The organism is Streptomyces cyaneofuscatus, assembly GCF_033109485.1.
In the GTDB taxonomy this organism is placed as follows: Bacteria; Actinomycetota; Actinomycetes; order Streptomycetales; family Streptomycetaceae; genus Streptomyces; species Streptomyces cyaneofuscatus.
Genome location: NZ_CP137002.1, coordinates 1,154,538 through 1,177,547, shown reverse-complemented (window position 1 = coordinate 1,177,547; position 23,010 = coordinate 1,154,538). Strand labels below are relative to the sequence as shown.

The 23,010-nt window shown below is 72.1% G+C and carries 19 protein-coding genes; 14 read left to right on the top strand and 5 right to left on the bottom strand.

The annotated features are described in order from the left end of the window. Positions 1–4: 4 nt before the first annotated feature. Positions 5–1,198 carry a L,D-transpeptidase gene (locus tag R2B67_RS04865; protein ID WP_317816600.1) on the bottom strand — a complete coding sequence of 398 codons (1,194 nt, stop codon included), beginning with the start codon at positions 1,196–1,198 and terminating at the stop codon, positions 5–7. Between the two features lie 227 nt (positions 1,199–1,425). On the opposite strand from R2B67_RS04865, the gene murJ reads away from it, so the two are divergent. After that, complete coding sequence (gene murJ / locus R2B67_RS04860; RefSeq protein WP_381074847.1) at positions 1,426–3,099, top strand: murein biosynthesis integral membrane protein MurJ; 1,674 nt, start codon at positions 1,426–1,428, stop codon at positions 3,097–3,099. Between the two features lie 12 nt (positions 3,100–3,111). Here murJ and R2B67_RS04855 read toward each other — a convergent pair whose 3' ends face one another. Then, on the bottom strand, positions 3,112–3,858 hold the full coding sequence (locus R2B67_RS04855) for a hypothetical protein (protein WP_317816599.1): 747 nt from the start codon (positions 3,856–3,858) through the stop codon (positions 3,112–3,114). A gap of 104 nt (positions 3,859–3,962) precedes the next feature. Here R2B67_RS04855 and ggt point away from each other — a divergent pair, with 104 nt between their 5' ends. Continuing rightward, a complete protein-coding gene (gene ggt, locus R2B67_RS04850) occupies positions 3,963–5,780 on the top strand; it encodes a gamma-glutamyltransferase (protein ID WP_317816598.1) in 1,818 nt (605 codons plus the stop codon). A 158-nt stretch (positions 5,781–5,938) separates the two neighbouring features. Continuing rightward, positions 5,939–6,682 carry a glycoside hydrolase family 75 protein gene (locus R2B67_RS04845; RefSeq protein WP_317816597.1) on the top strand — a complete coding sequence of 248 codons (744 nt, stop codon included), beginning with the start codon at positions 5,939–5,941 and terminating at the stop codon, positions 6,680–6,682. Between the two features lie 13 nt (positions 6,683–6,695). Here R2B67_RS04845 and map read toward each other — a convergent pair whose 3' ends face one another. Next, on the bottom strand, positions 6,696–7,463 hold the full coding sequence (map, locus tag R2B67_RS04840; protein WP_317816596.1) for a type I methionyl aminopeptidase: 768 nt from the start codon (positions 7,461–7,463) through the stop codon (positions 6,696–6,698). 73 nt (positions 7,464–7,536) lie between these two features. On the opposite strand from map, the gene R2B67_RS04835 reads away from it, so the two are divergent. The 3 genes from R2B67_RS04835 to R2B67_RS04825 all read left to right on the top strand — a co-directional run bounded on the left by R2B67_RS04835 (position 7,537) and on the right by R2B67_RS04825 (position 9,839). Further along, positions 7,537–7,842: a helix-turn-helix domain-containing protein gene (locus tag R2B67_RS04835; protein WP_018514755.1), complete on the top strand. Its 306-nt coding sequence runs from the start codon at positions 7,537–7,539 to the stop codon at positions 7,840–7,842. A gap of 28 nt (positions 7,843–7,870) precedes the next feature. Continuing rightward, positions 7,871–8,251, top strand: a complete 381-nt coding sequence (locus tag R2B67_RS04830) for a PPOX class F420-dependent oxidoreductase (protein ID WP_317816595.1) — start codon at positions 7,871–7,873, stop codon at positions 8,249–8,251. A 154-nt stretch (positions 8,252–8,405) separates the two neighbouring features. After that, on the top strand, positions 8,406–9,839 hold the full coding sequence (locus tag R2B67_RS04825) for a hypothetical protein (protein ID WP_317816594.1): 1,434 nt from the start codon (positions 8,406–8,408) through the stop codon (positions 9,837–9,839). A gap of 34 nt (positions 9,840–9,873) precedes the next feature. On the opposite strand, the gene R2B67_RS04820 is transcribed toward R2B67_RS04825, so the two are convergent. Further along, on the bottom strand, positions 9,874–10,917 hold the full coding sequence (locus tag R2B67_RS04820; RefSeq protein ID WP_317816593.1) for an aldo/keto reductase: 1,044 nt from the start codon (positions 10,915–10,917) through the stop codon (positions 9,874–9,876). A gap of 330 nt (positions 10,918–11,247) precedes the next feature. On the opposite strand from R2B67_RS04820, the gene R2B67_RS04815 reads away from it, so the two are divergent. From R2B67_RS04815 to R2B67_RS04795, 5 genes are all read left to right on the top strand, one after another. Next, the gene (locus tag R2B67_RS04815) at positions 11,248–12,090 is read left to right on the top strand and encodes a nitrilase-related carbon-nitrogen hydrolase (protein WP_317816592.1); all 843 of its coding nucleotides are present in this window, start codon (positions 11,248–11,250) and stop codon (positions 12,088–12,090) included. After that, entirely contained in the window at positions 12,087–13,370 is a 1,284-nt protein-coding gene (locus tag R2B67_RS04810; protein WP_317816591.1) for an aspartate aminotransferase family protein, read from the top strand. Before R2B67_RS04815 ends, R2B67_RS04810 begins: the two co-directional genes overlap by 4 nt. An 80-nt stretch (positions 13,371–13,450) precedes the next feature. Continuing rightward, positions 13,451–14,851 carry a dihydropyrimidinase gene (hydA, locus tag R2B67_RS04805; RefSeq protein WP_317816590.1) on the top strand — a complete coding sequence of 467 codons (1,401 nt, stop codon included), beginning with the start codon at positions 13,451–13,453 and terminating at the stop codon, positions 14,849–14,851. 10 nt (positions 14,852–14,861) lie between these two features. Next, complete coding sequence (locus R2B67_RS04800) at positions 14,862–15,863, top strand: TIGR03842 family LLM class F420-dependent oxidoreductase (protein ID WP_317816589.1); 1,002 nt, start codon at positions 14,862–14,864, stop codon at positions 15,861–15,863. 76 nt (positions 15,864–15,939) lie between these two features. Further along, a complete protein-coding gene (locus tag R2B67_RS04795; protein WP_317816588.1) occupies positions 15,940–17,490 on the top strand; it encodes an NCS1 family nucleobase:cation symporter-1 in 1,551 nt (516 codons plus the stop codon). A 60-nt stretch (positions 17,491–17,550) separates the two neighbouring features. On the opposite strand, the gene R2B67_RS04790 is transcribed toward R2B67_RS04795, so the two are convergent. Then, positions 17,551–18,312: a hypothetical protein gene (locus R2B67_RS04790; RefSeq protein WP_317816587.1), complete on the bottom strand. Its 762-nt coding sequence runs from the start codon at positions 18,310–18,312 to the stop codon at positions 17,551–17,553. A 226-nt stretch (positions 18,313–18,538) separates the two neighbouring features. On the opposite strand from R2B67_RS04790, the gene R2B67_RS04785 reads away from it, so the two are divergent. From R2B67_RS04785 to R2B67_RS04775, 3 genes are all read left to right on the top strand, one after another. Beyond that, positions 18,539–18,931: a hypothetical protein gene (locus R2B67_RS04785; RefSeq protein WP_109980220.1), complete on the top strand. Its 393-nt coding sequence runs from the start codon at positions 18,539–18,541 to the stop codon at positions 18,929–18,931. A 125-nt stretch (positions 18,932–19,056) separates the two neighbouring features. Further along, complete coding sequence (locus R2B67_RS04780; protein WP_317816586.1) at positions 19,057–20,520, top strand: amidase; 1,464 nt, start codon at positions 19,057–19,059, stop codon at positions 20,518–20,520. A gap of 129 nt (positions 20,521–20,649) precedes the next feature. Beyond that, positions 20,650–22,872: an NADP-dependent isocitrate dehydrogenase gene (locus R2B67_RS04775; RefSeq protein ID WP_317816585.1), complete on the top strand. Its 2,223-nt coding sequence runs from the start codon at positions 20,650–20,652 to the stop codon at positions 22,870–22,872. Positions 22,873–23,010 lie beyond the last annotated feature (138 nt).

Genomic DNA, 23,010 nt, shown 5'->3' with positions numbered 1-23,010 from the left:
CGGCTCACTTCAGCGCGCTCTTCGCCTGCCAGTCGGCCCACGACACGTTCCACGCGCCGTACCCGTTGCCCTCGGTGACCGTGCCCTTGGCGTCGGCGCCGGTGATCTCGAACGGGTCGCCCACCCGCACCTGTCCGTACAGCGCGGACGCGTTCGCGTCGCTCATCCCGAGACAGCCCGAGCTGCGGTTGGCGTTGCCGAAGTAGCCGGAGTTCCACGGGGCGGCGTGCGCGTACATCCCCGACCAGGTCAGCCGCATCGAGAAGTCGACCATCTTGTCGTAGGCGTCGCCCAGGCCCACGGTCTCGGAGCGCATGTTGATCGTGCCCTCCTTCGACATCAGGACGGCCGTGCCCCGCCAGGACGCCTTGTCGCCGCCCGGCGTACCGCCCGACATCGGCGCCTGGAACACCTGCTTGCCGTCGCGGTGCAGGGAGAGGCGGTGCCCGTCGAGGTCGACCTTGACCACCTGGGCCGCGCCGATGGTGAACGTCGTCAGGTAGTCACGGACGAACCAGCCGCCGTCCGCGCCCGTGTCGATGCCGTTCAGCTCGGCGGCCAGAGTGACCTTCGTACCCGGCTTCCAGTAATCCTTGGGCCGCCAGTCGACGCGGTCCTTGCCCGAGTAGTCCTGCAGCCAGCCCCAGGAACCCTCGGTGTCGTTCGAGGTGGACACCTTCAGCCCCTTCTCCACCGCCGCCTTGTTCTTCACCGGGTGGTCGAAGACGACCGACAGCGGCTGGGCGATGCCGACCGTGGTGTTCTTGCCCGGCGCGAGCGACAGCTTGTTGACCTTCTCCGCCTCGGCGGTCGAGAAGGTGGCGGTGTCGCTGCCGCCGTCCGCGTCCTTCGCCTCGACCGTGTACGCGGTGCCGGGCGCGGCGACCCGCTCGGATATCCAGGTCCGGCCGTCGGCGGATATCTTCCCGGCCAGCGCGCCGCCCTCACTCGCCGTCACCGAGACCGTCTTCAGCTTCCCCTCCGCCAGCGTGACCTTCACCGGTTCACCGGGGGCCGCCGCCTTGCCCTGGAGGTTCACGGAGATGCTGGTCGCGGGCGCCTTGCCGTCCCCGCCCTCCTGTGCGGCGGAGCCGGCCGCACCACCGCCCGAACAGGCTGTGAGCGCGGCGGCGAGCAGCGCCGCCGGGACGGCGGTCAGGGCGGTACGGCGGTGGATGCGCGGGCGTGCGGAACTCAACGGAAAAACCTCCAGGGCTGCAGGGCTCGACAGGGGAGAGGCGATTTCCCCCCGGCCGGGTTCCGTTTCCCCCATGTCGGATTCCGCCGGGGCCCCGCCCGACCCGTGGCCGACCCTGCGGAGTACCCTCCACCGTCGGCCAGTACCTCGGAGCGCGGGAGAGACCAGTGAGCGGAACCGTCAAGCCCGAGGAGGCAGAAGGGTCCGATGGACCGGCGGAGTCCGCGGTGGCGCCCGACGGGTCCGCGGTGCCCGAAGAAGCCACGACCGAGCCCGGGATACCCCCGGCCCGGTCCGCCTCCGTCCTGCGCAGCGGTGCCGTGATGGCGGCGGGCTCCGTCGTCTCCCGCGCCACCGGCTTCGTCCGCTCGGCGGTCGTCATCGCCGCACTCGGCACCGGGCTGAGCGCCGACGGCTACACGGTCGCCAACACCGTCCCCAACATCCTCTACATCCTGCTCATCGGCGGCGCGCTCAACGCGGTCTTCGTCCCCGAACTGGTCCGCGCCGCCAAGGAACACGCCGACGGCGGAGCCGCCTACACCGACCGGCTGCTCACCCTCTGCACCGTCGGCCTCCTCGCCCTCACCGCGCTCGCCGTGGCGGCGGCGCCCCTGATCGTCGGCCTCTACACCGACTACGACGGCCGCCAGGCCGAGCTGACGATCGCGCTGGCCCGCTACTGCCTGCCGCAGATCCTCTTCTACGGACTCTTCACCCTGCTCGGCCAGATCCTCAACGCCCGGGGCCGGTTCGGCGCGATGATGTGGACCCCGGTCCTCAACAACCTCGTGGTCATCGGGGTGTTCGGCCTCTACATCGCCGTCGCCGCGAACTCCGGCGGCGCCCTCACCGACGCGCACGCGCATCTCCTCGGCTGGGGCACCACCGCCGGGATCGCCGTGCAGACCCTCGCGCTGCTGCCCACGCTGCGGGCCGCGAAGTTCCGCTGGCGGCCCCGCTTCGACTGGCGCGGCAGCGGCCTGACCCGGCCGATGCGCGCGGCCGGCTGGCTCGTCCTGCTGGTGCTCACCAACCAGCTCGCGTACTGGGTCGTCACCCGGCTCTCCACCACCGCCGGTCAGCAGGCGTTCGAGCAGCAGGTGGCGGGCGGGGCGGGGTATGCCGCGTACAGCTACGCCTACCAGCTCTGGGTCGTCCCGCAGGGCATCATCACCGTCTCCCTCGTCACCGCGCTGATGCCCCGGATGAGCCGGGCGGCGGCCGACGGGGACCTCGCCGGGGTGCGTCGCGATGTCGCGTACGCGCTGCGGACCAGCGCCGCCGTCGTCGTGCCCGCCGCCACCGTGTTCCTGGTCCTCGCGCCCTGGCTGATCGGCTCCGTCTTCGGGTACGGGCGCACCACCGACGCCGACATCACGGTGATGGCCGGAATCATGATGGCGTTCGCCCCCGGGCTCATCGCCTTCTCCGGGCAGTACGTCCTCTCCCGCGGCTTCTACGCGATGAGCGACACCCGCACACCGTTCCTGCTCAACCTCGTGGTCGCCGCCGTCAACGCCGGTCTCTCGGCGGCCGCCTACTGGGTGCTGCCCGCCCGCTGGGCCGTGACCGGGATGGCCGGAGCGAGCACGGTGGCCTTCGTCGTCGGCTTCGCCGTCACCGGGTACGTGCTCTCCCGGCGGATCTCGGCCACCGGGACCGGGACCCTGCTGCGCTCACCCACCCTCGGCGCCCACCTCAGGCTGATCGCCGCCTGCCTGCCAGCCGGGGCGCTCGCCTACGGGGCCGCCCGCGCGGCCGAGGGCGCGGGGGACATCGCGGCCGTCGGGGCGGGGACCCTCGCGCTGCTGCTCACGGTGGTGCTGCTGGCCCGGCCGCTGAGGATCGGTGAGATCACCGCGATGGTGGACGGCGGCCGGGCCCGGCTGCGGCGCTGAGCCCGTACCCGCTCAGCTGCCGCCCGCCCGGTGGGAGGGCGGGGCCGTCGGTACGGGCGCCTGCGCCGCGCGGGTCACATCGCCGACGACCTCCACCACATCGGGGCCGTACGCCTGGGAGTTGACCACCTTCAGCAGCAGCGCGAACGACTTGTTGCCGTGCTTGCGCAGCAGCTTCTCGTAGTGGCGCGACACATAACGGGTCGCCGCCTGGTTGGTGATGGCCCGCTGCCCGCAGAACAGGAAGACCGGGCGCGCTTCCTGACCGCCCGTCAGCCGTGCGAGCAGCACGTACTCCGAGATCCCCGGCTCCAGCCGGTAGCGCTCCGAACCGATCTGGAAGGCTACCCGGTCCGGGCCGGGCTCCGGGTCGGTGTTGATCCGTACCCCGGGGAGCAGGGTCCGCAGATGGGCCGCCATCCGCTGGTTGGAGGTCGGGCCGCCGACGCAGAACTCCGTACGCTCCCCGAAACCCTGCTGAGCCACGTCGTGCGTCACGATCTGCGCGTTGGCCGCGCAGTCCTTGATCAGCGCGGAGAGCTCCAGCAGCGCGAACACGTCGTACCGGTGCACGGACCCCTCGGCGCCCGCGTACCGGTTGACCACCAGCAGGCACTCGGAGTGGGCCGGCAGTCCGAAGAACGCCTGCTTACGGCGGAGCTTGCGCCGCAGGAGGTAGGTACGGGCCAGCCAGCCCAGCGATCCGCTGATTCCGGCGGCTATCACGCCCAGCACGATGTTGCGCACGTCGTCCGTCATGGCCGGGCATGTTATCGGTCATTCGGGTAACCGTTCGAGGCGGTCCTGACGATCCGGGTGCCCGCGGGCTAGCCTGCGCGGAGATCCGTTGACTGGAGGTTCGTATGCACCGTTCCGTCGGCCGGAACATGTCGATAGTGGCCGCCCTTGCCGTGGTCGCCTCGCTCGGGGCCACCGCCCCCGCGGGCTCCGCGCAACCCGCCCACCGGCACCCCGTCCCACCCAAGTCCCCGGTGGCGGTGGGGTACGGGGGAGCGGTGGCCAGCGTGGACCGGGACGCGTCGGCGGCCGGGATCGAGGTGCTGCGCCAGGGCGGCAACGCGGTGGACGCGGCCGTGGCGACCGCCGCCGCGCTCGGCGTGACCGAGCCGTACTCGGCGGGCATCGGCGGCGGAGGCTACTTCGTCCACTACGACGCCAAGAAGCGCACGGTGCGGACCATCGACGGCCGCGAGACCGCACCCCGCAGCGTGGACGCCTCCCTCTTCCTGGAGAACGGCAAGCCCATCCCGTTCGAGGAAGGCGTCACCAGCGGCCTCGGCGTCGGCACCCCCGGCACCCCCGCCACCTGGGAGCGCGCGCTCGACGCGTGGGGCTCCAAGTCCCTTCGTACGCTGCTGAAACCGGCCGAACGCCTGGCCCGGGACGGCTTCGTGGTGGACGGAACCTTCCGCTCCCAGACGGCCTCCAACCAGGCCCGGTTCGCCGACTTCCCGGCCTCCGCGAAGCTGTTCCTGCCCGGCGGTGAACTGCCCGTCGTCGGCTCGGTGTTCAAGAACCCCGACCTGGCCCGTACGTACGAGAAGCTCGGCCGCAAGGGGGTCGGGGAGCTGTACCGGGGCGAGTTGGCGGACGACATCGTCCGTACGGTCCGCAAGCCGCCCGTCGACCCGCAGGCCACCCGGACCGTCCGCCCCGGCGACCTCACCCGCAAGGACCTCTTCTCCTACCGCACGCTGGACCAGAAGCCGACGAAGGCCGGCTACCGGGGCCTGGACGTCTACGGCATGGCACCCTCCTCGTCCGGCGGTACGACGGTGGCCCAGGCCCTCAACATGCTGGAGCGCACCGACCTCTCGCGGGCGAGCCAGACCCGCTACCTCCACCGGCTCATCGAGGCGAGCCGTATTGCCTTCGCCGACCGGGGTCGCTGGGTCGGCGACCCGGCCTTCGAGGACGTGCCGACCAAGGAGCTGCTGAGCCAGCGGTTCGCGGACGCGCGCGGATGCCTGATCAGGGACGACGCGGTGCTGACCAGTCCGGTGGCGCCCGGTGACCCGCGGAACCCGGCCCGGTGCGGGAGCGGCGGTACGGCCGCGCCGACGACGTTCGAGGGTGAGAACACCACGCACCTGACGACGGCCGACAAGTGGGGCAACGTCGTCTCCTACACCCTGACGATCGAGTCCACCGGTGGCAGCGGCATCACGGTCCCCGGGCGCGGCTTCCTCCTCAACAACGAGCTGACCGACTTCTCCTTCGCCCCGGCCAACCCGGCCGTGCACGACCCGAACCTGCCGGGCCCGGGCAAGCGGCCCCGCTCGTCGATGTCCCCGACCATCGTGCTCAAGGACGGCAAGCCGCTCCTCGCCCTCGGCTCGCCGGGCGGCGCCACGATCATCACCACCGTGCTCCAGTCCCTCACCGGCCACCTCGACCGCGGGCTCCCGCTCGTCGACGCGATCGCCGCCCCCCGCGCCAGCCAGCGCAACGCGGCCACCACCGAGATCGAGCCGGACCTGTGGAACAGCCCGGTCCGCGCCCAGCTCGAAGCGCTCGGCCACGCCTTCCGGCAGAACCCGGAGATCGGCGCCGCCACCGGCGTACAGCGGCTCCCCGACGGCCGCTGGCTGGCGGCCGCGGAAAAGGTGCGGCGGGGCGGCGGCTCGGCCATGGTGGTGCAGCCGGGCGGCAGGAGCTGACCCGGCCTCACGCAGCAGGGGCGGCGGGCCGGTCGTACGCGGTGCGTGCGCGTACGACCGGCCCGCCGCCGGGGGAGGGGAGTGCCGGTGACCGTTCGCCGGCACGGGGAGGGGCCCGGACGGGTCCCTCCGGTCGACTGGAAGGGCCGTCCCCCACCATGCGCACCCGAACGTTCGCTCTGACCGCCGTCACCACCGTCGCCTGCGGCGCCGCCCTGCTCGGCCCGGCGGCCCTGCCCGCCACCGCCGACGTCCCCGTACCTGACACACCGCCGGATACCCGGGTGGGTCACGCGCCAGGGGACGTCCAGGACCCGACGGTGAGCGCGGAGGAACTGCTCGCCGAGGTCCGCTCCTGCCGGCAGATCTCGCGCGGCAAGTACCGCACGGACGCGAACCGCTCCAAGGCCACCGTCCCCGTCTGCGGCACCACGGACGCCGTGTTCTGGAAGGCGGATATGGACATCGACTGCGACGGCCGGAGGACGAAGGTCTGCAACACGACGTCCGACCCCTACTTCCAGCCGCAGACCGCGTTCCAGACCTCCCGGGGCAAACCCCTGGACTCGGCCCGGCTGCCGTTCGTGGTGGTGCCCGCGCCGGGCCGGATCTGGGACTACCGCAAGTCCGGGCTGACCGGCGGCAGCGTCGTCGCCGTGATCCACAAGGGCGAGGTGCGGTACGCCGTCATCGGGGACACCGGGCCCGCCGGGATCATCGGCGAGGGGTCGTACGCGCTGGCTCAGGAGCTGTCCATCGACCCCCACCCGACGACCGGCGGGGCCGCGTCCGGTGTCACGTACATCGCGTTCAAGGACTCCCGTATCTCCCCGATCGAGAGCCGCGCCAAGGCGGAGCGCCGGGGCGAGGCACTGGCGAGGGCGTTCGTCGGACGGGGGTGACGGGCCGGGCGGGTCAGATAGCGGTGAGGACGCGGGGGCCGTCCTTCGTGATGGCCACCGTGTGCTCGGCGTGCGCCGCCCGGCTGCCGTCGGTCGTCCGCAGCGTCCAGCCGTCCGGGTCGTGGCGGAACTCGTCGAGGCCGCCGGCGAGCAGCATGGGCTCGATCGCGAGGACCATCCCGTGGCGCAGCGGCATGCCGCGCCCGGGCCGTCCCTCGTTCGGCACGGACGGGTCCTCGTGCATCGAACGGCCGATGCCGTGGCCGCCGTATCCGTCGAGGATGCCGTAGCCCGCCTTGCGGCAGACCGTGCCGATGGCGTGGGCGATGTCGCCGATGCGGTTGCCGACGACGGCCGCCGCGATGCCCGCCTCCAGCGCGGTGGTGGCCGCGTCGATCAGCTCGGTGTCGGCGGGGCGGGCCTCACCGACGGTGAAGCTGACCGCCGCGTCGCCCGCCCAGCCGCCGAGGAGGGCGCCCGCGTCGACGCTGACCAGGTCCCCGTCGCGCAGGGGTTCGGCGGAGGGGATGCCGTGGACGACCGCGTCGTTCACGGAGACGCAGATGACGGCGGGGAACGGGGTGGGCGCGAAGTGCGGCTTGTAGTCCAGGAACGGTGAGGAGGCCCCCGCCTCGCGCAGCACCTCGCGCGCCGCCTCGTCCAGCTCGCGCGGCGTCACGCCGATGGCCGCGACCTCCTGGGCGCGGGCCAGGATCCGCGCGACGACGCGTCCGGACTCGCGCATGGCTTCGATGGATGTGTCGGTCTTGATGTGCACCATGCCCATTACTATACCGGTCGAAGCGGTATAGTAATGACGGTATAAGAATGGTGAACCGTAGTAGAGTGGCCTCATGGTCCGCACCCCTCTCACCCCTGAAGAGCGCCTCCGAGGCGAACGGCTCGGCCGGCTGCTCCGCGAGGCGCGGGGGGAGCGCAGCATGGTCGCCGTCGCGGCGAGCGCCGGAATCTCCGCCGAGACCCTCCGCAAGATCGAGACCGGCCGCGCCCCCACCCCCGCCTTCTTCACGGTCGCCGCGCTCGCCGGGGCGCTCGGCCTCTCCATGGACGAGCTGCTCGGCCGCTGCGCCCTGGAGCCTGCCGGGTCCGTCGAGTCCGAGGCGTCCGCCGAACCCGCCGTCGTACCCCTGATCGCGTAACGGGCGTGCGGTGCGTAGGGTCGCGTCCGTGACTCTCCAGGACTTCGCGCGCAGCGAATACGTCAGCCTGACCACCTTCCGCAGGGACGGCACGCCCGTCGCGACCCCCGTGTGGGCGGCGGCCGAGGGCGAGGTGCTCTACGTGTGGACCCGCTCCGACTCGTGGAAGGTCAAGCGGCTCCGCAACAACACCGACGTGGTCGTCACCGTCTGCGATGTACGCGGCAGGATCGCCGAGGACGCCCCGAAGGCCGAGGGCACCGCACGCCTCCTCGACGCGGACGATACCCGCGCGGTGCGCAAGCTGCTGGCCCGCAAGTACACCTGGAAGTTCTGGCTCGTCGACTGGCCCGCCACCATCGCCCGCCTCGGCAAGCGCCCGCACACCGGGATCGCCGTCACCTTCTGACCCCGGCCGCCGGCCGCGTACGGGGGCGCACGGCGCCGGCCCCCGTGCACCCGCCGCAGCGCGGACGAAAGCTGCGCGTAGCCGCCCCGTAACACGCCTGCGGTCGAATGCCTGCGGACTGGAAGGCTCCAGTCGACGGTCGGCGAGGGCGACGATGACGGTGCATCAGCATGCGGTGGATGTAGGCACGTTCGCGCAATACCTACGGGAGATGACGGCACGGCTCGACCCCGGACGCGGGTGGTACGGGGTCTTCACCCGGCGCGATCCGCAGGGGATGCGGTCCTGTCTCGACGGGGTGGAGATCCCGCCCTGGGATGTCGTGGAGTCCCTGCTCGCCGATCTGGCCGAGGTCCACGGCGCGTACTTCGCCGAGCAGGTCTCGGTACGGGCCGCCGCGCTGTACTCCGCCTCCGCGGCCGCCCACGACCGGCGCCCCGGCGGACGCCAGGAGCTCGTCCACCGGCTGGAGTTGATGATCCGCGAACAGGGCCGGGCGGCGGAGCGGCTGCGCACGGCCGGGGCGGGAGGCGTGGACCCGGCCGACCCGGAGGCGCTGGCCTGGGCCCACGACGACCACCGGCGCGCCTCGGCCCGGTGCGCGGAGCTGCGGAAGCGGCTGGCGGCGGTGACGGTTCCGCGCCCGCGCGCCGGGGCGGACCCGGAGCGGGTACCGGGGCCCGCCCCGGAGCGGGTGCCGGAGCGCGCCGGCGGGCCTGTCGCGGAGCGCGCCCCGGAGCCCGTACCGAACCCTGTGCCGGAGTCCGCGCCCGCGTCGGGCGGCGGTGAAGCGCCGGGGTGGTCCCGGTCCCGCAGACCCGCCGCCGGTTCCGGTCCCGCCCCCGAGCCCGCGCCCCGGCGCAAGAAGCCGCGCGGCGCCCGGTTCGCCGGTCTCGATGTGGACGACGAGGAGGAGACCGTGTACGCCCCCTCGCCCGTTCCCGCCCTGCCCGCGCCCCCGTCGGAGGGCGGCTCCGCCCCGCGCGGCGCCCGGTTCGGCGGCGGGCCTGCGGAGGCGGCGGAGGAGGCCCCCGCCCCGGCCGCCCTGCCGGACCCGGGGGCCGGAGAGGCCGTGGCCGCGGCCGTCGGGCGGCTGGTCCGGCTGCGGGCGGAAGGCCGCAGCGGCGAGGCCCATGTCGTGCTCTGCGAGGTGGCGGCCTGGCCCGCGCCCCGGCTGCCGGTGCTGGCGGTCGCCCTGTACCGGGCCGGCCTTGCCGCCGACTGGACGACCCTGCTCTGGGAGGCGTCCTCGCTGCCGCCCGCCGGGTTCGCCGCGGCGGCGGGGGCGCTGGCCGCGGCGGGCCGGGACGAGGACTGCGGGCTGCTGCTCCGGCAGGGGGTGGCCAGGCCCGCCGCCGAGGTCGCCGAGGCGGTGCTCGCCCTGGACGGCGCGGGCCGCGAGGGCGAGGCGCGGGCGCTGCTCGGTGCCTTCGTCCGCGTACGTACGCCGCAGGAGGCGGCCGAACTCGCGGGCGGCGGCGGGGACCGCGTCCTGCCGAACCTGCTGGCGGCGGCCCGTGAGGTGTCGGTGGAGCGGGAGTGGGACCTGGTCCACGCGCTGCGGGTGGCGGGGGTGCCGGGGGTGTGAGGCGGCATTCGCGCCCTCTTCGGCCGGTCAGGGCTCAGAGCACCTCGGAGGTCGTACGCCGATAGGTCGAGCGCCGGTCCTCGATGGCCGTCCAGCGGTCCCCGTACACCGTCTCGCGCACCCCCTCGTCCCGCAGGAAGTCGTGCGGGAAGCCCAGCGGCACCCGGCTCACCGTGTCCAGCCGGTCCACGGCGTCCACGTCCAGCTCCACCTCCAGGCAGCCGAGCGCGTCGCTGAGCTGGTCCGGGGTGGACGGGCCGAGGATCGGGACGATGTTGCCCGGGCGGCCGCGCAGCCAGGCGAGCGCCACCGCGGCCGGGCTCCAGCCGCCCTCCCCGGCGATCTCCACCACGGCCCGCACGGTCTCCCGCGCGCGCAGCTCCGCCTCGTCCGCCGCGCCCACCGCGGCCTCCTCCTGGCGGCCGGTCAGGCGGCCCCGGGCGAGCGGGCTCCAGGCGAACACGGCCTGGTCGAACGCGCGGGCCTGCGGGAGCAGTTCACGCTCGGGGGTGCGCTCCAGCAGGCTGTAGCGCAGCTGCGAACCGGTGAACGGCGTCCAGCCGCGGAGCTCGGCGACCGTACTGGCCTGGGCGATCTCCCAGGCGGGCCAGTCGGACACCCCCACGTACAGCACCTTGCCCGCGCGGACGAGGTCGTCCAGGGCGCGCATGACCTCCTCGACCGGGGTGAAGTTGTCCCGGGCGTGCACCCAGAGGACATCCAGCCGGTCCGTCCGCAGCCGCCGCAGGCTCGCCTCCACGGACTGCACCAGGTTCTTGCGGTGGTTGCCCCCGGAGTTGACGTCGCCCGGCCGGGTCGCACAGGTGTACTTGGTGGCGAGGACGAGCGCGTCGCGGCGGTCGCCCAGCAGCTCGCCGAGGACCGTCTCGGAGGTGCCGCCCGCGTACACGTCCGCCGTGTCCAGGAAGTTCCCGCCCGCTTCCAGGTAGGCGTCGAGGATCCGTCCGGAGGTCTCGCGTACGGCCGCGTGGCCGGATTCGTGGCGGCCCAGGGTCATGGCGCCGAGCGCGAGCTCGCTGACGCGCAGACCGGTCCTGCCGAAGAGTGTGCAGCGCATGAAGGATCCTTTTCGCTCGACCGATGCCGTGTGACGCCCAGAGACGTCCGGGGACGCCCGGAGACGCCCGGAGACGCCAGAAGGCTATGAGCTGGAGCGCACTTCAGGGCAACCTCTCGCGGTTCTTCACGGACGTGCCGCGCGTGCGCGGAGTGATGCCTACCGTGACTGTTGTGGACCGCTCGGGTGCGAAACATGATCGACTCAGCCGGTTCACGGCGATGGTCTTGCCCCGCCGGACGGAGGGGCTTACGTTCTCCATCCATGCACCGATCTACGTGCGTAGAAAACGCGTAGAGGCTCTCTGACGCCGCGTCGAAGGAGCAGCTCATGTCCCACGTCGTACGCGCCGCACTCGTCCAGGCGACCTGGACCGGCGACACCGAATCCATGATCGCCAAGCATGAGGACCATGCGCGCGAGGCCGCCCGGCAGGGGGCGAAGATCATCGGGTTTCAGGAGGTGTTCAACGCCCCCTACTTCTGCCAGGTCCAGGACCCCGAGCACTACCGCTGGGCCGAACCGGTCCCGGACGGGCCGACCGTCCGCCGGATGCAGGACTTGGCCCGCGAGACCGGCATGGTGATCGTCGTCCCGGTCTTCGAGGTCGAGCGGTCCGGCTTCTACTACAACACCGCCGCCGTGATCGACGCCGACGGCTCGTACCTCGGCAAGTACCGCAAGCACCACATCCCGCAGGTCAAGGGGTTCTGGGAGAAGTACTACTTCAAGCCCGGGAACGCCGGCTGGCCGGTCTTCGACACCGCCGTCGGCAAGGTCGGCGTCTACATCTGCTACGACCGGCACTTCCCCGAGGGATGGCGCCAACTCGGACTCAACGGAGCCCAGTTGGTCTACAACCCGTCGGCCACCTCGCGCGGCCTCTCCGGCTACCTCTGGCAGCTGGAACAGCCCGCGTCCGCCGTCGCCAACGAGTACTTCGTCGCCGCGATCAACCGGGTCGGCCAGGAGGAGTACGGCGACAACGACTTCTACGGCACCAGCTACTTCGTCGACCCGCGCGGCCAGTTCGTCGGCGAGGTCGCCAGCGACAAGGAGGAGGAACTCGTCGTCCGCGACCTGGACTTCGGCCTGATCGACGAGGTCCGCCAGCAGTGGGCCTTCTACCGGGACCGCAGGCCCGACGCCTACGACGGGCTGGTGGAGCCGTGAGCGGACTGTACGAACGCCACCTCGCCGTCAGCCCCGAGTGGCTGGCCCTCTACTACCGCCACCCCATCGAACTCACGCATGGCGAGGGCCGGTACGTCTGGGACGCCGACGGCAACCGCTACCTCGACTTCTTCGGCGGCATCCTCACCACCATGACCGCCCACGCCCTGCCCGAGGTCACCAAGGCCATCTCCGAGCAGGCCGGGCGGATCATCCACTCCTCCACGCTCTACCTCAACCGCCCCATGGTGGAGCTGGCCGAACGGATCGCCACCCTCTCCGGCATCCCCGACGCCCGGGTCTTCTTCACCACCTCGGGCACCGAGGCGAACGACACCGCGCTGCTGCTCGCCACCGCCTACCGCCGGTCCAACCAGATCCTGGCGATGCGCAACAGCTACCACGGCCGCTCGTTCTCGGCGGTCTCCATCACCGGCAACCACGCCTGGTCGCCCACGACCCTCTCCCCGCTCCAGACGCTGTACGTCCACGGGGGCGTCCGATCCCGTGGCCCGTACGCGGAGTTGAGCGACGCCCAATTCATCCGGGCGTGCGTCGCGGACCTGGAGGACCTCCTCGGGCACACCCGGGAGGCCGCGGCCCTGATCGCGGAACCCATCCAGGGCGTCGGCGGCTTCACCTCGCCGCCCGACGGGCTGTTCGCCGCGTTCCGCCAAGTCCTCGACCGGCACGGCATCCTGTGGATCTCCGACGAGGTGCAGACCGGCTGGGGGCGTACCGGTGAGCACTTCTGGGGCTGGCAGGCGCACGCCGAGCACGGCTCGCCGGACATCCTCACCTTCGCCAAGGGCATCGGCAACGGCATGTCCATCGGCGGAGTCGTCGCCCGCGCGGAGGTGATGAACTGCCTGGACGCCAACTCCATCTCCACGTTCGGCGGTTCACCCGTCACCATGGCGGCCGGCCTCGCCAACCTCTCGTACCACCTGGAACACGACCTCCAGGGCAACGCGCGGCGCGTGGGCGGGCTGCTCATCGAGCGGCTGCGGGGGATCGCGGCCGGATCCGCCGCCGTACGGGAGGTGCGCGGCCGGGGCCTGATGATCGGCATCGAGCTGGTGAAGCCCGGCACGGACGAGGCGCACCCGGAGGCGGCCGCGGCCGTCCTGGAGGCGGCGCGCGCGGGCGGGCTGCTCATCGGCAAGGGCGGCGGCCACAACACCAGCGTGCTGCGGATCGCCCCGCCCCTGACGCTGACCGTCGCCGAGGCGGAGGAGGGCGCGTCGGTCCTCGCTGACGCCCTGCACGCCGCGGACTGAACACCGTACGAGCGCCAACTGACCTGTGTACGGGGGTCCCTGTGCGGGGACCCCCGTACCGCCCCAGCGAGGAGGTACCCATGAGCCGCACCGTCATCCGCGGTGGTCTGGTCATCACCGCGTCCGACGAGATCCACGCCGACGTCCTCGTCGAGGGCGGGCGCATCGCCGCACTCGCCGCCCACGGCACCGACGCCGCGGAGAGCTGGAGCGCCGACCGCACCATCGACGCCACCGGCAAGTACGTCATCCCGGGCGGCGTAGACGGCCACACCCACATGGAGATGCCGTTCGGCGGCACGTACGCCGCCGACACCTTCGAGACCGGCACCCGGGCCGCGGCCTGGGGCGGGACCACCACCATCGTGGACTTCGCGATCCAGAGCGTGGGGAAGTCCCTGCGCGAAGGGCTGGACGCCTGGTACGCCAAGGCCGACGGCAACTGCGCCATCGACTACGCCTTCCACATGATCCTCGCCGACGTGAACCCGTCCTCGCTCAAGGAGATGGACCGCCTCGTCGCCGAAGGCGTCACGTCCTTCAAGCTGTTCATGGCGTATCCGGGCGTCTTCTACTCCGACGACGGCCAGATCCTGCGGGCCATGCAACAGGCCTCCGGCAACGGCGGGTTGATCATGATGCACGCCGAGAACGGCATCGCCATCGACGTCCTGGTCGAGCAGGCGCTCGCCGCCGGCCGGACCGACCCCCGCTACCACGGAGACGTCCGCAAGGTCGCCCTGGAGGCCGAGGCCACCCACCGCGCCATCCAGCTCGCCCGGGTCGCGGGATCACCTCTCTACGTCGTCCACGTCTCCGCCGACGAGGCCGTGGAGGAGATCGCCGCCGCCCGCCACAAGGGGCTGCCGGTCTTCGGCGAGACCTGTCCGCAGTACCTCTTCCTCTCCACGGACAACCTCGCCGAGCCCGACTTCGAGGGAGCGAAGTACGTCTGCTCCACGCCGCTGCGCCCCAAGGAGCACCAGGAGAGCCTGTGGCGGGGCCTGCGGAACAACGAGCTCCAGGTCGTCTCCACCGACCACTGCCCCTTCTGCTTCTCCGGCCAGAAGGAGATGGGCCGCGGCGACTTCTCCAAGATCCCCAACGGGATGCCGGGCGTCGAGCACCGGATGGACCTGCTGCACCAGGCCGTCGTGGACGGGCACATCACCCGCCGCCGCTGGATCGAGATCGCCTGCGCCTCCCCGGCGCGCATGTTCGGCCTCTACCCGAAGAAGGGCACCATCGCCCCGGGCGCCGACGCGGACATCGTCATCTACGACCCGCACGCCGAGCAGACCCTCTCCGCCGAGACGCACCACATGAACGTCGACTACTCGGCGTACGAGGGAAAACGGATCACCGGCCAGGTCGAGACCGTGCTCTCACGCGGTGAACTCGTCGTCGACAGGCGGAAGTTCACCGGACGCGCCGGACACGGCATGTACACCCCGCGTGCCACCAGTCAGTACCTCGACTAGGAGATCCCGCATGGACTTCGGACTCGTCCTCCAGACCGACCCGCCCGCCTCCGCCGTCGTCGGCCTGATGCGCCGCGCCGAACGCAACGGCTTCCGCTACGGCTGGACCTTCGACTCGGCGGTGCTCTGGCAGGAGCCGTTCGTCATCTACAGCCGCATCCTGGAGCACACCGACCGGATGATCGTGGGCCCGATGGTCACCAACCCGGGCACCCGCACCTGGGAGGTCACCGCCTCCACCTTCGCCACCCTCAACGACATGTACGGCAACCGCACGGTGTGCGGGATCGGGCGCGGCGACTCCGCGATGCGGGTCGCGGGCCGCCGGCCCAACACGCTGGCCCGGGTGGGGGAGGCCATCGACGTCATCCGGGACCTCGCCGAGGGCCGGGAGGCCACGGTCGACGGGCAGCCGGTGCAGATCCCGTGGGTGAAGGACGGGCGGCTGCCGGTGTGGATGGCGGCGTACGGGCCCAAGGCCCTCGCGCTGGCCGGCCAGAAGGCGGACGGCTTCATCCTCCAGCTCGCGGACCCGTTCCTCACCGAGTGGATGATCAAGGCGGTACGGGACGCGGCGTCCGACGCCGGCCGGGACCCGGACTCCGTCACCATCTGCGTCGCCGCCCCCGCCTACGTCGGCGACGACCTCGACCATGCCCGTGAGCAGTGCCGCTGGTTCGGCGGCATGGTCGGCAACCACGTGGCCGACCTGGTCGCCCGCTACGGCGAACACTCGGGGATGGTGCCGGACGAGCTGACCGCGTACATCGCGGGCCGCTCCGGCTACGACTACAGCCACCACGGACGCACCGGCAACCCGGACACCGCCTTCGTCCCGGACGAGATCGTCGACCGGTTCTGCCTGCTGGGACCCGCCGAGGCGCACATCGAGAAGCTCCGGGCGCTGCGGGACATGGGCGTCGACCAGTTCGCCGTCTACAACATGCACGACGCCCGCGAGGCGACCATCGACGCGTACGGATCCACGATCATCCCCGCGCTGAACGCCTGAGGACCACACACCTCTTCAGTAACTCCGCTCGCACCGCCCCGCACGGCACCGCTCCCGAGCGAAGGGCTCAGCCGCCATGACCGCCACCGTCCCACCCACCCCGCCACCTTCCCCGCAGGACGCGATACCCGGCGCGGCCGCCACCGCCGCGTCCGACCGCGTCGAACTCGCCCACGGATACGTCCCCGACGACGCCCGCTTCGCCAACGACGACCTGCTGCCCGTCCCCGTGGAGCGGCGCACCTGGACGACGTACAACTTCGCGGCCCTGTGGATCGGGATGGCCCACAACATCCCGTCCTGGCTGCTCGCTTCCGGCCTGGTGGCGCTCGGCATGGACTGGAAACAGGCCGTGTTCACCATCGCGCTCGCCAATGTGATCGTGCTCGCCCCGATGCTGCTCACCGGGCACGCCGGACCCAAGTACGGCATCCCCTTCCCGGTCCTGGCCCGCGCCTCCTTCGGGTTGCGCGGCGCCAACCTGCCCGCCCTGATCCGGGCCGCCGTCGCCTGCGCCTGGTTCGGCATCCAGACCTGGATCGGCGGCGTCGGCATCTTCACCCTGCTCGGCAAGGTCTTCGGCGGCTGGGCGAACGCCGGGGAGATCGGCGGCCAGCCGTGGACCCTCTGGCTCTGCTTCACGCTCTTCTGGGCGCTCGAACTGGCCATCATCTACCGGGGGATGGACGCCTTGCGCCGCTTCGAGAACTGGGCGGCGCCGTTCGTCCTGGTCGGGGCCGTCGCGCTGCTCGTCTGGGTCGCGGTCAAGGCGGGCGGCTTCGGCCCGCTGCTGGACCAGCCGTCCGCGCTCGGCTGGGGTGCCGACTTCTGGCCGGTCTTCTTCCCGTCGCTGATGGGCATGATCGCCTTCTGGGCGACGCTCTCCCTCAACATCCCCGACTTCACCCGCTTCGGCGCGGGCCAACGCGCCCAGATCTGGGGCCAGTCGCTCGGGTTGCCGACCACGATGACGTTCTTCGCCCTGCTGTCGGTCTTCGTCACCTCCGGCTCGCAGGCGGTGTACGGGGTCGCCATCTGGGACCCGGTCCAGCTCGTCGCCCGCACGGACAACGTCTTCGGACTCCTCTTCGGCCTGGTCACCGTGCTGATCGCGACGATCTCCGTGAACATCGCGGCGAACGTGGTCTCACCGGCGTACGACCTGGCCAACCTCGCGCCGAGGTTCATCAGCTTCAAGGGCGGGGCGCTGATCACGGGTGTGGTCGGGGTCGTCATCATGCCGTGGAAGCTCACCGAGACGCCCGAGCTGTACATCTTCACCTGGCTGGGGCTGGTCGGCGGGCTGCTCGGTACGGTGGCGGGCATCCTGATCGCCGACTACTGGATCGTCCGCCGCACGGTCCTGGACCTGGCCGACCTCTACCGGCCCGGCGGCCGCTACTGGTACCGGGCCGGCTGGAACTGGCGGGCGGTGGCGGCCTTCGCGGTGGGCGGCGTCCTGGCGGTGGGCGGCTCCCACTCGGCGCCCGGCAAGGGGCCCTTCCCGGCCGACGGGCTGATCCCCTTCCTGAAGCCGCTGGCCGACTACGGCTGGGCGGTCGGGCTGGCCTCTTCGCTGGTGCTGTACGTGGCGTTGACCGGGCGGGAGCGCCGGGAGCGGGCCTGATGGCGGTGGGGCCGGTTCTGCGCGGTGTGTGCGGACCGGCCCCGCGACCGGGACGCGTGCTCACACCGGCTTGACGCTGCGGCCCAGCAGAGCCGTCACATCCACCGTCTCCGACGCCGCCGGAGTTTCGGCGGGCACCGGCCGGTCGAAGCCGGAGAAGCTGACGGTCCCCTCCTCGTCCGCCCCCCGCACGGTGATCCGCACCGGGTACGGTTCGCCCTCGGTGGCGACGTCCACCGTCAGCCGCTCGGTCCCCTGCGTGCGGGTCACCGGGATGACGGGCGTGCCGTTGACCTCGGTCTCCCGGCCCTTCGTCAGCGTGCCGCGCTCGGTGACGTCCGGGTTGTCGGTGATCAGCTCGCGGAAGGTGTCGAGATCGCACACCTCGGTCACCGTGATCAGCCGGGGGTCGTCCGCCTTCGCCTTCATGTAGCGGCCGTCGAGGATCGCGTCGAAGGTGGAGCCGCCGATCGGGACATGGGTCTCCCAGAACGCCTTGTCCGGCTTCAGCCAGACATCGTCGGCGCGCTTCACGATCTCCACGGAACCGTCCTCGCCCATGTCGACCCCGCCCGCGCAGTTGCCCTCCCGGTCGAGCGTCAGGTCGACGCTCATCCGGTCGCCGCTCCCGTCGAGATCGCCCCGGGCGCTCAGATGCAGGGACGAGACCCCGAGCAGGGCGTCGCGTGAGCGGTCCGCGATCTGCTCGGCGGTGAGCGAGGCGATGTCGTCGTCAGCCTGCGCGACCGCACCACCCGTCACGGTGAGAGCGACGGCCGCCGCGCCCGCTGCCGCCCGGGCGGCCCAACGGTGTCCGCTCACGTCGCCTCCTCGAAAAGGCCCCGGTCAGGGCGTGCGAACCAGAGTGACCGGCACATTCGAGCGTACGCCGGGAGCGGGGGCGCCGCCCGGTGCGCGTACGGAGAGTGAAGTGCGGCGGTGTTTTCGGCCACGGAGCGTGGGCAGAGCTGCGGCGATCCCATCGGGGATCCCGTACGGACGCACCACGCGCGTCCCGTACGCGCAGGCACTTCCACGAAGGAGAACCATGAACCTGTTCACGGGGACGAGGAGCAAGGGCGGCACGGCCACGGGGGCGCGCTCCCGGTCCGTCCTGCGGACGCTCGCCGTCGTGTCGACGGCGCTCGCGCTGGCGATCCCGGTCACCTCGGCGACGGCGACGCCGGCCGCCGCACCGGCCGCGATCCCGCCGGGCCTCTCCTGCCACACCGGTAAGCACGCCATCGACGAGTACACGGGCTTCGCGCTCTGTCGCAACAACGGCAGCCAGACGCAGACCTTCTGGGTCCACCTGGTCTGCGGCTGGGCACCGGACGTCGACGGCAACCGCGTCACGGTGCGGCCCGGCGAGTCGGACCAGTCCACCGCGCACTGCGGGAAGATCGGCACGGGCATCGGCGAGATCCACGTCCGCCCGTGACGCCGGGGCCGTAGGCCCGTAACGGTTGAGCGTGCCGCCTCCTCTCGTTACCCTCCAGTAAGTACGTGTGGGTAGTGGCCGGGACGACCGGCCGACCCCGCGGCCACGAGGGAGGCGGCACGCCCATGTCCTCAGCGGAGCCCACGGAGCAGACCGGCCCGGCCGTACGGTCGCACCGGGACCGGGTGCCCGCCCCGGCGCCGATGCCCGGCCTCGCGGAGAGCGCACGCCTGCTGGCCGACTCCGCCACCACCTCCACCGCCCTCGTCGCCGACGCCCTCGCCCGGATCGAGGCCGCGCAGCCCACCCTCAACGCCTTCCGCCACCTGCGGGCCGAAGCCGCCCTCGCGGAGGCCGCCGAGGCCGACCGCAGGCTGGCGGCGGGGGAGCGGCTGCCACTGCTGGGCGTCCCGGTCGCGGTCAAGGACGACACCGATGTGGCGGGCCTGCCCACGCACTTCGGCTGCGACGGCGAGCGGCCCCCGGTCACCACCGACAGCGAGGCGGTACGGAGGCTGCGCGCCGCCGGGGCCGTCATCGTCGGCAAGACCAACTCCTGCGAGCTGGGCCAGTGGCCGTTCACCGAGGGCCCCGCCTTCGGTGCCACCCGCAACCCCTGGAACACCGCCCACACCCCCGGCGGCTCCTCCGGCGGATCGGCCGCCGCCGTCGCGGCCGGGCTCGTCCCCGCCGCCCTCGGCTCGGACGGCGCCGGCTCCGTCCGCATCCCCGCCGCCTGGACCCACCTCGTCGGCATCAAGCCACAGCGCGGCCGCGTCTCGGTCCACCCGCACCACGACGCCTTCCAGGGCCTCACGGTCAACGGCCCGCTCGCCCGTACGGTGGCCGACGCGGCGCTCCTGCTGGACGCGGCCGCCGGCGCGCACCCCGACGACTTCCACCGCCCGCCCGCCGTCCGCGCCTCCGACGCCGCCCGCCGGGACCCGGGCCGCCTCCGGATCGCCCTCGCCTGGCGGCCCCCGCTCACCCTCACCGGCGCCGGACCCGACCCCGAGGTGCGCCGGGCCGTCGCCGCACTGGCCGACACCCTGGCCCGGCTCGGCCACCACGTCGAGGAGGCCCGCCCCCGGTACGGGCTGATCGGCCTTACCTTCGTGCCCCGCGCCACGGCCGGCATCGCCGAGTTCGCCGCCCGCCACCCCGAACCGGCCCTCCTCGACCCCCGCACCCGCAGCGCCCTGCGGACCGGGACGCGGCTCGGCGGCCGGGTGGTGCGGGCGGCCCGCGCCCGCGAGGTGCGCCAGCACCGCCGGATCGGCGCCCTCTTCGACACGTACGACGTCCTCCTCACCCCGACGACCGCCGCGCCCCCGCCCCGTATCGGCACCTTCGACCGGCTCAGCGCCTGGCGCACCGACGTCACCATGGCCGCCGCCTGCCCCTACGCCTGGCCGTGGAACGTCCTCGGCTGGCCCGGCATCAACGTCCCGGCCGGCTTCACCCGCTCCGGCCTCCCCGTCGGCGCCCAGCTCCTCGGCCCCTCCCGCAGCGAGGAGCGGCTGATCGCCCTGGCCGCCCAGCTGGAGGACGACCTGCGCTGGTACGAGCACCGGCCGCCGATCTCGTAACGCGGAGTGAGGTAACGCTCACCGGACCCCGTACGGACTGTGAAGCCGTGCGGGGGCCTTGTGGAGCCACGGGCGGTGACGAGATATCTTGATGTCAAGCAATGTTGCAGACGTGGAGCGGAGCACCCGGTGACTGACTCGACCATCATCTATACGCACACCGACGAGGCCCCTGCCCTGGCGACCTACTCGTTCCTGCCCGTGATCGAGGCCTACGCCTCGACCGCAGGTGTCACGGTGGAGCGCCGTGACATCTCCCTCGCGGGCCGGATCATCGCCAGTTTCCCGGAGCACCTCAAGGCCGAGCAGCGTATCGATGACGCACTCGCCGAGCTCGGCGAGCTGGCCAAGACGCCCGGCGCGAACATCATCAAGCTGCCGAACATCTCGGCGTCGATCCCGCAGCTCAAGGCCGCGATCGCCGAGCTCCAGGAGCAGGGCTACGCGCTCCCGGACTACCCGGACGACCCGCAGACCGACGCCAACAAGGACGTCCGCGCCCGGTACGACAAGGTCAAGGGCAGCGCCGTGAACCCGGTGCTGCGCGAGGGCAACTCCGACCGCCGCGCCCCCGCGTCCGTCAAGAACTACGCCAAGGCCCACCCGCACCGCATGGGCGCCTGGAGCGCCGACTCGAAGACGAACGTCGCCACCATGGGCGTCGACGACTTCCGCTCCACCGAGAAGTCCGCGGTCATCGCCGAGGACGGCTCGCTCCGGATCGAACTGCACGGCGACGACGGCACCACCACCGTGCTGCGCGAGTCCGTACCCGTACTCAAGGGCGAGGTCGTCGACGCGGCCGTCATGCGCGTCGCCGCGCTGCGCGAGTTCTTCACCGCGCAGGTCGCCCGCGCCAAGGCCGAGGGTGTGCTGTTCTCCGTGCACCTCAAGGCCACCATGATGAAGGTCTCCGACCCGATCATCTTCGGCCACGCGGTCCGCGCCTTCTTCCCGAACACCTTCGCCAAGTACGGCGAGCAGCTCACCGCCGCCGGCCTCACCCCGAACGACGGCCTGGGCGGCATCCTCAAGGGCCTCGACTCGCTGCCGGGCGTCGGCGCCGAGATCCAGGCGTCCTTCGAGGCCGAGCTCGCCGAGGGCCCCGCCCTCGCGATGGTCGACTCCGACAAGGGCATCACCAATCTGCACGTCCCCAGCGACGTCATCGTCGACGCCTCCATGCCGGCCATGATCCGCACCTCCGGCCACATGTGGGGCCCGGACGGCAACGAGGCCGACACCATCGCCGTCCTCCCGGACAGCAGCTACGCCGGTGTCTACCAGGTCGTCATCGACGACTGCCGCGCCAACGGCGCCTTCGACCCGGCCACCATGGGCTCGGTGCCCAACGTCGGTCTGATGGCGCAGAAGGCCGAGGAGTACGGCAGCCACGACAAGACCTTCGAGATCCCCGCCACCGGCACCGTGCGCGTCGTGGACGCCGACGGCAACGCCGTGCTGGAGCAGGCCGTCGGCGCCGGTGACATCTTCCGGATGTGCCAGACCAAGGACGCGCCGATCCAGGACTGGGTCAAGCTCGCCGTCACCCGCGCCCGCGCCACCGGCAACCCGGCCGTGTTCTGGCTGGACGAGACCCGCGCGCACGACGCCAACCTGATCGCCAAGGTGACGACGTACCTCGCCGACCACGACACGGACGGCCTGGACATCACCGTCAAGTCCCCGGTCGAGGCCACCGCCTTCTCCCTGGAGCGCATCCGCCGCGGCGAGGACACCATCTCCGTCACCGGCAACGTGCTCCGTGACTACCTGACCGACCTCTTCCCGATCCTGGAGCTCGGCACCAGCGCGAAGATGCTCTCCGTCGTCCCGCTGATGAACGGCGGCGGCCTCTTCGAGACCGGCGCCGGCGGCTCGGCCCCCAAGCACGTCCAGCAGCTCGTCAAGGAGAACTACCTCCGCTGGGACAGCCTGGGCGAGTTCCTGGCCCTCGCGGTCAGCTTCGAGCACCTGGCCACCACCACGGACAACGCGCGGGCCCAGGTCCTCGCCGACACCCTGGACCGGGCCACCGGCACGTTCCTCAACGAGGACAAGTCCCCGAGCCGCCGCCTCGGCGGTATCGACAACCGCGGCAGCCACTTCTACCTGGCCCTCTACTGGGCCCAGGAGCTGGCGCAGCAGACCGACGACGCCAAGCTCGCCGAGGCGTTCGCGGCGCTCGCCAAGACGCTGGCCGAGCAGGAGGAGACCATCGTCGCCGAACTGGTCGCGGTGCAGGGCTCCCCGGCCGAGATCGGCGGCTACTACCAGCCCGACCCGGCCAAGGCCGAGGCGATCATGCGCCCGTCCGCCACGTTCAACAAGGCGATCGCGAGCCTCGCCTGACGTGAGGTGAGGGCGGCCGCATCCGCCCTCACTCCGCTCCGCCCCGGTAGGCCCCGTGCCTGCCGGGGCGGTTCGCGTTCCACCCCCTTACGCCGGTACGCGTACCCGCCGCAGGTGATCGCCTGAGTTTCACGTGAT

Coding starts and splice junctions, on each gene's coding strand:
- R2B67_RS04855 (WP_317816599.1), bottom strand. CDS start 3,858: ATGACGGACGACGTGCGCAACATCGTGCTGGGCGTGATAGCCGCCGGA.
- ggt (WP_317816598.1), top strand. CDS start 3,963: ATGCACCGTTCCGTCGGCCGGAACATGTCGATAGTGGCCGCCCTTGCC.
- R2B67_RS04845 (WP_317816597.1), top strand. CDS start 5,939: ATGCGCACCCGAACGTTCGCTCTGACCGCCGTCACCACCGTCGCCTGC.
- map (WP_317816596.1), bottom strand. CDS start 7,463: ATGGTGCACATCAAGACCGACACATCCATCGAAGCCATGCGCGAGTCC.
- R2B67_RS04835 (WP_018514755.1), top strand. CDS start 7,537: ATGGTCCGCACCCCTCTCACCCCTGAAGAGCGCCTCCGAGGCGAACGG.
- R2B67_RS04825 (WP_317816594.1), top strand. CDS start 8,406: ATGACGGTGCATCAGCATGCGGTGGATGTAGGCACGTTCGCGCAATAC.
- R2B67_RS04820 (WP_317816593.1), bottom strand. CDS start 10,917: ATGCGCTGCACACTCTTCGGCAGGACCGGTCTGCGCGTCAGCGAGCTC.
- R2B67_RS04815 (WP_317816592.1), top strand. CDS start 11,248: ATGTCCCACGTCGTACGCGCCGCACTCGTCCAGGCGACCTGGACCGGC.
- hydA (WP_317816590.1), top strand. CDS start 13,451: ATGAGCCGCACCGTCATCCGCGGTGGTCTGGTCATCACCGCGTCCGAC.
- R2B67_RS04800 (WP_317816589.1), top strand. CDS start 14,862: ATGGACTTCGGACTCGTCCTCCAGACCGACCCGCCCGCCTCCGCCGTC.
- R2B67_RS04795 (WP_317816588.1), top strand. CDS start 15,940: ATGACCGCCACCGTCCCACCCACCCCGCCACCTTCCCCGCAGGACGCG.
- R2B67_RS04785 (WP_109980220.1), top strand. CDS start 18,539: ATGAACCTGTTCACGGGGACGAGGAGCAAGGGCGGCACGGCCACGGGG.
- R2B67_RS04780 (WP_317816586.1), top strand. CDS start 19,057: ATGTCCTCAGCGGAGCCCACGGAGCAGACCGGCCCGGCCGTACGGTCG.